Source organism: Streptomyces sp. 8L (genome assembly GCF_020176795.1).
Lineage (GTDB): Bacteria > Actinomycetota > Actinomycetes > Streptomycetales > Streptomycetaceae > Streptomyces.
In genome coordinates this window covers 1-8166 of the sequence record NZ_JAIUKE010000503.1, presented here as the reverse complement: position 1 = coordinate 8166, position 8166 = coordinate 1, and the positions used below count along the sequence as shown (strand labels likewise).

At 74.3% G+C, this 8166-nt stretch carries 6 protein-coding genes; 4 read left to right on the top strand and 2 right to left on the bottom strand.

Features of this window, described 5'->3' with window-relative positions; genetic code table 11:
* Positions 1-110 precede the first annotated feature (110 nt).
* Both LCE31_RS32555 and LCE31_RS32550 read left to right on the top strand, forming a co-directional pair.
* A complete protein-coding gene (locus LCE31_RS32555) occupies positions 111-1637 on the top strand; it encodes an LCP family protein (protein WP_441349429.1) in 1527 nt (508 codons plus the stop codon).
* A gap of 377 nt (positions 1638-2014) precedes the next feature.
* On the top strand, positions 2015-3346 hold the full coding sequence (locus LCE31_RS32550; RefSeq protein WP_225020843.1) for an LCP family protein: 1332 nt from the start codon (positions 2015-2017) through the stop codon (positions 3344-3346).
* Between the two features lie 159 nt (positions 3347-3505).
* On the opposite strand, the gene LCE31_RS32545 is transcribed toward LCE31_RS32550, so the two are convergent.
* On the bottom strand, positions 3506-4051 hold the full coding sequence (locus tag LCE31_RS32545) for a MarR family winged helix-turn-helix transcriptional regulator (RefSeq protein WP_225020841.1): 546 nt from the start codon (positions 4049-4051) through the stop codon (positions 3506-3508).
* A gap of 112 nt (positions 4052-4163) precedes the next feature.
* Here LCE31_RS32545 and LCE31_RS32540 point away from each other — a divergent pair, with 112 nt between their 5' ends.
* Both LCE31_RS32540 and LCE31_RS32535 read left to right on the top strand, forming a co-directional pair.
* Positions 4164-5162 carry a hypothetical protein gene (locus LCE31_RS32540; protein WP_225020839.1) on the top strand — a complete coding sequence of 333 codons (999 nt, stop codon included), beginning with the start codon at positions 4164-4166 and terminating at the stop codon, positions 5160-5162.
* 145 nt (positions 5163-5307) lie between these two features.
* Complete coding sequence (locus LCE31_RS32535) at positions 5308-6594, top strand: FUSC family protein (RefSeq protein ID WP_308042341.1); 1287 nt, start codon at positions 5308-5310, stop codon at positions 6592-6594.
* Between the two features lie 66 nt (positions 6595-6660).
* Here LCE31_RS32535 and LCE31_RS32530 read toward each other — a convergent pair whose 3' ends face one another.
* Entirely contained in the window at positions 6661-8088 is a 1428-nt protein-coding gene (locus LCE31_RS32530) for an FGGY-family carbohydrate kinase (protein ID WP_225020846.1), read from the bottom strand.
* Positions 8089-8166: the final 78 nt, after the last annotated feature.

The following is an 8166-nucleotide window of genomic DNA, read 5'->3' as shown; positions in this document are numbered from 1 at the left end:
GGCCCCGGCCCCCGTACCGCTCCGAGAGGCCCACGGGCCGGCCGCGGCCGGGCTCGGGCGGGGCACAGGGGGGCCGCGCCCCCGTCCGCTCCCCGTACCGCACGGGCGGTGTGACCGGGGTCCGCGCGCCGGGCGGACGGGGCGCGAGACCCCCGTACCCGGGCGGCAGGCCCCCGTACCCGGGTGGCAGGCCGCCGGGGCGGCGGCCGGGCGGACGGCGGGGCGCCCGCGGCGCGCCGAAGCCGCGGTGGGCGGCACGGCTGGCGACGACGCTTTCGGTACTCGTGCTCGGCGCGGGCGGCATCGGGCACGCCGTCGTGACGAGCCTGGACAGCGGGATCGGCCGCGTCGACGCGTTCAAGGACATGAAGAACAGGCCGTCGGCGGGCCACGGCATGAACCTGCTGCTGGTCGGCACCGACGGCCGGTCCGCCCTCAGCAAGGCCGAGAAGCAGAAGTACCGGCTCGGCGGGGCGCCCTGCCACTGCACGGACACGATCATGCTGGTGCACCTGGCGGAGGGCGGGAAGCGGGCGAGCGTGGTGAGCCTGCCGCGCGACACCTACACCCGGCTGCCCTCGGGCACCGGCGGGGCCGCGGGCGCGCGGCACGGCACGCACCCGGCGAAGCTCAACGCGGCGTACGCGGAGGGCGGCCCGAGCCTCACGGTCAGCACTGTCGAGTCGATGACGGGCGTGAAGATCGACCACTATCTGGAGGTCGACTTCACGAGCTTCATGAAGACGGTGGACGCCCTCGGCGGCGTGCAGATCTGCACGCCGAGACGGCTGAAGGACACGAACACCGGCCTCGATCTGGCCCCCGGCACGCACCGGCTGAACGGCGGGCAGGCCCTGCAGTACGTACGGTCGCGGCACATCGAGGGCGACGCCAGCGCCGACCTCGGGCGGATGCAGCGGCAGCAGCGGTTCGTGGCGGCGACGATCGAGCGGGCGACGGACAGCGGAGTGCTGCTGAACCCGGTGCGGTTCAAGGGCGTCGTCTCCGCCGCGCTGGGCTCGGTACGGGCCGACGCCGGATTCGGCCCCGAGCAGCTGCTGGCGCTCGGCGAGGCGATGCGCGGCTTCTCGCTCTCGTCGTCGGAGTTCGCGTCCGTGCCGCTGGCCGAGCACGGCGTGACGCTCAAGGGCATCGGCTCCGCGGTGAAGTGGGACCCGGTGAAGGCGAAGAAGCTGTTCGCCGACCTGCGCGCCGACAAGCCGCTCTCGCCCCCGCACCCGACCAGGGCCCCGGCCGGGCGGCGGGCGACGGTGGTGGATGTCGCGCCGCGCCAGATCCGGGTGCAGGTCTACAACGGCACGGCGGTGGACGGTCTCGGCAGCCGGGTCGACGACGCGCTGAAGGCGACGGGCTTCGACACGACCCGGCGGCCGGAGACGAAGCCGGAGCTGAAGGCGGCGCGGACGGTGGTCGAGTACGACCCGCGCTGGGACCGCTCGGCCCGCTCCCTGGCGACGGCGCTGCCGGGCAGCCGGCTGAAGGCCGTGAAGGGGCAGGGGGCGACGCTGAAGGTCGTGGCGGGAACGGACTTCACCAAGGGGGCGCCCGGCCGCGCGGAGGAGGCGCCGGCCGGCGCGTTCGGCACGGTCACCGGCGACGAGGTGACCTGCCCCTGAGGGGGCCGGGGGCCTGAGCGGCCCGGGGCCTGGGGGTCAGGGGGCCTGAGCGTCCCGAGAGGCCCGACGAGCGCGTGAGGCCCGAGGGGGCGCGGAAGCCCCCGCGTGAGCGCTTCCCGGTCGACTCGCTGTGGCGCCCCCCCCCCCCCCCCGGGGCCCGGGGGGGCGGGGCCCCCCCCCCCCCCCCCCCCCCCCGGGGCGGGGGCCCCCGGGGGGGGGGGCGGGGGGGGGGGGGGGCCCACGCCTGCGGCCCCCCGGCGTGAGCGGTCTCACAGTTGTGTGGATACCGGTGGCATTGCATCAGGTTGGCAACAGGCCCGGTGCGATTTAACCCATGATCTGTATGGGGGACGGCGGGGGCCTGCACACTGGTCCGCATGAACGAGTGGCCCGAAGGATGGAACGGCGACCGCGGCGAGCGCCCCGAGCGCTACGGCCGCGGCAGCGCCAGCGCGGAGCCCGAGGGGGCGCGAGCGATGCCGCACGTCCAGCGTGGAAGCGTCCCGCCCCGCCAGCGCGGGAGATACGGCGTGCCGCAGCAGGCGCCCGGATACGACGACCCGTACCGCGGCCAGGGCGACCCCTACGGGCAGGGCTACGACAGCGGCTACAACACCGGCCAGGTGTACGGCCACAACGGCCCGGCCGGCCCCGCCGGCCCCGGGCAGGGCCCCGGCGGGGGCGGCCCGTACGGGCCCGGCGGCCCGACGGCCAGGCCCCGGCGCCCCGCGAACTGGGGCCGCCGCATCAGGTACGGCGTGCTCGCGCTCGTCGTGGTGGTGCTGGGTGTCTCCGTCGGCACGTACTTCTGGGCGGACTCGAAGCTCCACAAGGACGTCGATCTGTCGAAGGTGATCGACCGGCCCGCGCAGGGCGCCGGCACGAACTACCTGATCGTCGGCTCCGACAGCCGCAAGGGCATGACCAAGGAGCAGGAGAAGCAGCTCCACACCGGCGGCGCCGAGGGCCAGCGCACCGACTCGATGATGATCCTGCACGAGGGCGCGGGGGGTCCCTCGCTGATCTCGCTGCCGCGCGACTCCGACATAACGCTCCCGTCCTTCAAGGGCGCCGAGTCCGGCAAGATGTACCCGGCCGCCCCGAACACGCACATGAAGCTGAACGCGGCGTACGCGACGGACGGCCCGACGCTGCTGGTCCGCACGATCGAGGCGGAGACGAACCTGCGCATCGACCACTACGTCGAGATCGGCTTCTCCGGCTTCGCGAACGTCGTGGACGCGATAGGCGGCGTCGACATGAACCTGCCGCAGGGCTTCAAGGACAGCTACTCGGGCGCCGACTTCAAGGCGGGCGAGCAGACGCTCAACGGCCAGCAGGCGCTGGCGTACGTACGGACCCGGCACGCGTTCGCGACCAGCGACATACAGCGCGAGAAGAACCAGCAGAAGTTCCTGTCGGCGCTCGCGTCGCAGACGGCGACGCCGAGCACGATCCTCAACCCGTTCCGGCTGTACCCGGCGCTCGGGGCCGGTCTTGACACGCTCTCGGTGGACAAGGACATGTCGCCGTACGCGCTGGCCAAGATGTTCTTCGCGATGAAGGACGTGACGGGCGGCGACGGGGTGTCGATGACGATGCCGGTGTCGGGCAGCAGCGGCGGCAACCTCGTCTGGGACCAGGCGAAGGTCAAGGAGCTGGTGAACCAGCTGAACAACGGCCAGAAGGTCACCGTCACGGACAACTGAGGCCGCACGCTCCGGGCCGGGCCACTCGTCCGGGGCGGGCGCGCACGAGGGCCGTCGGCGCTTCCCACGGGGAGCGCGGGCGGCCCTTCGCCGTGCGCGCGTCGCGGCGGCCCGCTGGCCGTCCGGCGCTACGACTCCGTCGGGTCCCCGGCGGTGAGGTTACGACTCCGGTTCCGGGTTCCCGGCGGTGAGGTAGCGCTCCGCGACGGCGTGGTTGTAGCGCTCGAACATCTCGCCCAGCGTGCGCAGGTCCTGCTCGCTCCAGTCCCCGAGCAGCCGCGCGAAGCCGTCCGTGCGCTCCCGCCGTACGCTCTCCGCGCGCGCCAGGCCCTCCTCGGTGGGGCTGATCAGGGCGCGGCGCCGGTCCGGGGGTTCGCAGCGGCGCTCGACGAGGCCCGCGCGCTCCATGACGGCGATCTGCCGCCCGGCGGTGGACGGGTCGAGGCCGAGGCGGTCGGCGAGGGTGCGGATGTCCATGCGCCCGTCGTCGGCGAGGGTGCGCAGCATCAGATAGCCGGAGCGGTCCAGGTGTTCGTGGACGTCGGTGCGGCGGTAGAGCAGTTCGAAGTTCCGGTTGAGGACCGCCGTCTGCCGCTCGATGCGCCGGAGCGCGGCCGTGCCGGCGGCACCCGCGGCCCCGTCGCCCGCCGGGGCGCTCGCTCCTCGCGGTTCACGACCGCCGAAACCATCCGCACTCGAACCCACGGCTCCATTGTCCTCCGTCGAACCATGTCCGCAGTACCGGCACCATACCTGTTATTGTATGCATAGTACAAGCAAATACAGCGGTGGTGGACCCTGCGGGAAAGGGGCGCAAATGGCCTGGCTCGTGCGTGGTGGAACATCCGGGATACGCGACAAGATCCTCGCTTCCGACCCGGGGCTGAGCAGGCTCCACCAAGCAGTGAGCGCCGCCGTGTCGATGTCCACGGCCATGGCCATGGAGTACGGCTTCGCCACCGCCCTGGGCCAGAACGCGCAGGGCACCCTCGTGACGATCATGCTCGGCACGATGATCGCCATGATGGGCTCGATGGCCCTCGGCGGCATCCCCGCCAAGGCACAGGCGGCGACCGCGGCGGGCTTCCCCGTGGCCCTCGGCGCCGGCCTCTTCCTCGGCATCCTCGCGGGCGGCAGCACGACGCTGATGCTGTGCGTGTTCGTGGCCGTGATGTTCGCGGCCGTCTACATGCGCCGCTTCGGTCCCGCGTTCTTCTTCTACGGCTTCATGGTGTGGATGGGGTACTTCTTCGCCGCCTTCCTGCACCCCACGCTCGGGCAGCTGCCGCTGCTGCTGGCGGCCGTGGCCCTGTCGGCGGCCTGGGTCCTGCTGCTGTCGCTGACGCTGCTGCGCACCCGTGCCCGCCGCACCCTGCGCGGCGTCCGGCGGGCGTTCGACGCCCGCGCACGCGCCGTCGCACGCGCGGGCGCCGACCTGCTCCAGAACGAGGACCCCCGCAGGACGCCCCGGCTGCGCCGGGCGCTGCACGCCCGCCAGCTGCGGCTCGGCCGAGACCGCGCTGATGATCGAGGCCTGGTCGGGCACGCCGGGGGCGCTGCCGGGCGGCGGCTGGACGGGCCCCTCGCTGCGCCGCCGCGTCCTCGACCTGCAACTCGCCGTCGAGGCCCTCGCCACGGCCGCGGACTCGCTGTGCGCCGCCGACCGCCCGACGCGCGCCGAGGCGGTCCGTATCGCACGCGCCCTGGCCGACCGGGACTTCGCCACCGTGGAGCGGCTGGCCGTGCCGCTGCTCGACCCGTCCGCCCTGGTGCCGCGGCCCGTCGGAGCGCGCGGACCGGGTCAGGTCACGGGTGACCCGGCCGGCCCGTCCGACGGCCGGTGGGCCGCCCACCACCTGGCCGCCGCCGCCCTGGAGTACGTGGACCTCGCGCGCCTGAGCGACGCACCGCCGGTGACCGCACCGAGCGGCCAGGGCTACGAGCCCGCCGTACAGCTCGCGATGGGCAACCTGCCGGGCTCCGCCGCCATAGCGGGCTCCGTCGCGGCGCGCGGGCGCCACTGGAACGCCTTCGCCCGCATGAGGCTCTCCACCCGGCAGGCCATCCAGGTGACCGTCGCGGGCGGGCTCGCGATCCTCGTCGGCCGGGAGATCAACGAGCAGCGCTACTACTGGGCCGTGATCGCCACGTTCGTCGCCTTCACCGGCACCGCGACCCGCTCCGAGACGACCCTCAAGGCGACCAACCGCGTCGCGGGCACCCTGGTGGGCCTCGGCGCGGGCATCGGCCTCGTGCACATGACGGCCGGGCACACGCTGACCGCGCTGGCCGTGATCATCCTGGCGATGGCGTGCGGCTTCTACCTGGTGCGCATCTCGTACGGCCTGATGATCTTCTTCGTCACGATCATGGTGTCGCAGCTGTACAGCATCCTGCACGAGTTCTCGCCCGGCCTGCTCATGCTGCGGCTCGAAGAGACCGCCGCGGGCGCGGCCATCGGCATCCTGGTGGGCCTGCTGGTGCTGCCGACCAGTACCCGCGACACCGTGCACAGCGCCCGTACGACGTTCTTCTCGGAGGTCTCCGCGCTGCTGGACGGCGTCGCGGGCCGTCTCGACGGCTCGCGGCCCGCGGCCGATCTGGACGCCATGGCCCGCGCCATCGACCACCAGGTGCGCGGCCTCGCGCTGGTCGCTGGGCCGCTGACCCGGCCGATGGTCTGGGGCAACGACCCGAAGACGACGCGGCACCGGCTCACCCTGTACGCGGCCGTCTCCCGGCGCTGCCGGGCGCTCGCGCTCGCGCCGCGGCGGATGACCGACCCCGCGGGCGCGGCCGGCTTCGCGGGAGCCGCGCGCTCGCTCGCCGCCGCGGCCGCCCACCTGGCGGCGCACCCTGCGCTCACCGCGTCCCCGCACCGCGAGGTCGAAGCGCACCTGCGGGACGCCGAGTACGTACTGCTCGAGCGCGGGCCCGAGCGGCAGGAGGCGCTGCCGCCGGTGAGCCTGCCGCTGCTCCAGCTGAACCAGCTGCTGCGTGAACTGGCCGCCGTCCGGCCGGTGTCGGGGCCCAAGCACCGCAGGACCGCGCCCCCGAAGCTGCGCCTGCTCGCGAGCGCGGCATCCGGCGGGGCGGCATCCGGCGGGGCGGCCCCCGCCGGGGTGCCCGCACTGTCCGACGCCCGCATCGCCACCGCCCTCCCGTCCGGGGAGCCCTGCGCGCGGGAGTCGGCGTACGTGGCGGACACGGCGTACGCCGCCGACAACGATGACCGGCTCCCCCGCTGAGCGGCGGGGGACGCGCCGCCCCCGGCCGCCTCGTCGGCGGACGACGCCCGTCGGCGCGTGAGCCCGTCAGCCGAAGAGGCGGTGCGAGGCGCGGTAGACGGGGTCCGTGAGGGCCGGGATGTCCCGGTAGACCTCGTACATCCGCTGGTAGAGGGCGTGCGTCGGCCCGTCGGGGGTGAATGCCCCGCCCGGCCGGACCATGGCGTCCACGGCCTCCGCGAACGTCCCGTACGTCCCGAGGCCGACGGCCGCGCAGACGGCCGCGCCGAGCCCCGCCGCGCCCGCCACGGCCGGGCGGCGCGCGGGCAGGCCGAAGACGTCGGCGACGATCCGCATCATCAGGTCGGAGTGGGAACCGCCGCCTGAGACGACGACCCCGGTGAACTCCGTGCCCAGTTCGCGGGCCATCCGCGTCCCCGCGCCGTACACCGTCAGGGCGAGGCCCTCAAGGATCGACCGGTACAGGTGGTAGCGGCCCTGGCGGCCGTCGAACCCGAGGACGGTGCCCTTGCGGTACGGGGCTTCGGCGGGCGCCAGCCAGTCAAGGACGGTCATCAGCCCGTCGGAGCCTGCCGGGACCTTCGCCGCCTCGCCGTTGAGGTGGTCCTCCACGGAGAGGCCGGCCGCGCGGGCGCCCGCCGCCGCCTCCTCGCCCAGCAGGTCGCGGTACCAGCTGACGGTCCACATCCCGCGCCGTACGCCCTCGCTCTCGTACAGGTACGCGCCGGGCTCGCTCGCGTAGTTGGTCCAGAACGCGTCGGCGTCCCGCACGTGGCGCTTCCCCACCGTCATGCCCGCGACGTACGTGCCGAGCGAGACGAGCAGGGTGTCCGGGGACCGCAGGCCGCAGCCGAGCGCCTCGACCGCCTTGTCGTTGGCGGTGGCCACCACCGGCAGCCCCTCGGGGATACCGGTGTGCCGGGCCGCCGCCGCGGTGACCGTGCCGAGCACCTCCCCCGGCATGACCAGGTCGAGCAGCATGGAGCGCGGGACACCCGCCTCGGCGAGGACGTGTTCGTCGTCGCTCCACTGCCAGGTGTCCGGGTCCAGCGGCCAGTTGCCCGCGTAGTTGGCCGCCGTGTCCCGCAGCCGGCCGGTCATGCGGTGGGTGAGGTGGCCCGAGGACGTGGTCACGTACGCCACCGACGGATCGGTGTGCTCGTACGGCCGCCCGGCCCGCTCGTCCATCCAGCTCATCACAGGCCGGGCCAGTTCGCCGTCCGCCCTCAGCAGGGCCCGGCAGAAGCGGATCGTGCACAGGCCGACGCCGGCGATGTCGGCGGGGTCGCCGGGGAACGCCGCCATGGCGCGCCGGGCCGCGGCCCCGATCGAGGTCCACAGGTCGTCGTCCGGGTGCTCCACCACGCCGGGGCGCGGAGTGGCGTACGGCCGAAGGGCCGGGCCGGCCCCGGCGACGGCGGTGCCGCGCTCGTCGAAGATGGTCACCTTGGAGCTCTGCGAGCCGTTGTCGATGCCGATGAAGTAGCGGGTCATGGCCACGTCCGGGGGTGCGGCCCGCCCGGACGGCGCCGTCCTGGCGGGGAGGGAGAGGAAGGGAGCGGGGGGTAGCGG

Coding starts and splice junctions, on each gene's coding strand:
- LCE31_RS32550 (WP_225020843.1), top strand. CDS start 2,015: ATGAACGAGTGGCCCGAAGGATGGAACGGCGACCGCGGCGAGCGCCCC.
- LCE31_RS32540 (WP_225020839.1), top strand. CDS start 4,164: ATGGCCTGGCTCGTGCGTGGTGGAACATCCGGGATACGCGACAAGATC.
- LCE31_RS32530 (WP_225020846.1), bottom strand. CDS start 8,088: ATGACCCGCTACTTCATCGGCATCGACAACGGCTCGCAGAGCTCCAAG.
- LCE31_RS32535 (WP_308042341.1), top strand. CDS start 5,308: ATGGGCAACCTGCCGGGCTCCGCCGCCATAGCGGGCTCCGTCGCGGCG.